Raw genomic sequence first — 1,415 nt, forward strand, 5'->3', positions numbered from 1 at the left:
TGCTCATAATCTTTTAGATGCTCGCTCAAAGGCTCTAAAACTGCCTCTGCTCCGCCACCTTGATATTTGGTGAGTGGCACAAATCCCCAGCTCATCGAAGGTGTTTTTTCCCAAGTTCCATCAAAAATATTTTGTCGATTCAAGATTTTTTGTTGCTCACGAGAAAGCGAAAAGTTTACTTCTCGATAGCCCAACGCAATTTTGTGCGAACCATCCAAAAAATACCAGTCGGGAGCATTGATATACACGCCACGCTCATTGAGCCAGCGATAAAACCCTTTTTGCATTTCCATCTGCACCCACTGCGAATCGTCGAGTCCTTTGTGGCCAGGGTGTTTGGTCGAAGCACACACATCACCAGGGTATGGGCCATCATGTTCGAGCAAATCGAAGCCCGTTTCGGTGATAAACTTTTTTAGATTATTCAAGTAATTAATTCCCCATTGACTGGCTAAACACGGAGCATTTCCGAAGAAAGCACCTTTGTCGGGCAAGCCAGTTTTTGGGTCAATTACATCGTTTTCGTCATCAATTCGGCGGCTACTAAAAAGCGAGTATCCACCCAGCAATACACCTTTACTATGAGCATAATCGGCCAATTCTTTAAATTTTTTGATGTTTTCGGCACTTGCATCTTCCATATTTAGGCCACTTCCAAAACTCAGAATCACCATTTCGTAGCCAGTTTCGGCACATTGGTCAATCGTGGTTTTTACTTTCACTGGGTCGGTACTGACGAGGTGCATGAAAATTGGATTTTGGGTTGTGTACGGAAAAAGCGTAGCGTACATTCGGCGGCGGGCGAGTCCGTTTCGCTCACGGTCATAATTATCCAAGAGTAATTCATAGCTCCTAATCGACTTATAAGTTTGATTGGGCAAAAGCTCAAAACCAATACCAAAACTTGGGTAAACCTCCAGTACACAAGGCGTTTGGAAATTATAGTTTACCTGCGAAGTATAACTCGAATCGACCTTCCAGTGCGTAGCTTGGTCGGATAATTCATAACGCATGGCATTATTGAAAGCGTAGTTGTTTTCGATATAAATACGTTGAGGTTTTTTCATCTGCTCGGGGCTGCCCACCACGGCCGATTCTTCTTCGGGCGTTGCCAATATTTCATTAACCAATTGGTTGATTTTTAGCGATTTATCTCCTTTGTTTTCAACGCTTACCCATTTGCAAATCGTCGGAATATTATCAAAAATCTCGTAGTGTACCGATACCAAAACACCTTTCAATTCGGGTAAATTCGACTCAAAAACTAATTCTAATTCTTTGCCTTTTGGATTCTGCTGATTCATCGCCCACGTGCGAGACTTGAAATTTACGTGCGGAGTTAAAGGATTGACTTTAAAGTATTTATATTGAAAATCCTGCGATTTGCTTTCTAATTTATCAATCCATTCGGTGAG

General features: G+C 42.2%; 1 pseudogene. It reads right to left on the reverse strand.

The features are described from left to right. Nucleotides 1-1,415 (reverse strand): annotated as a pseudogene (locus ACOVO2_RS19620) (alpha-galactosidase); the annotation flags it as partial.

Origin of the sequence: Emticicia sp. (assembly GCF_049241225.1) — a bacterium.
GTDB lineage: Bacteria > Bacteroidota > Bacteroidia > Cytophagales > Spirosomataceae > Emticicia.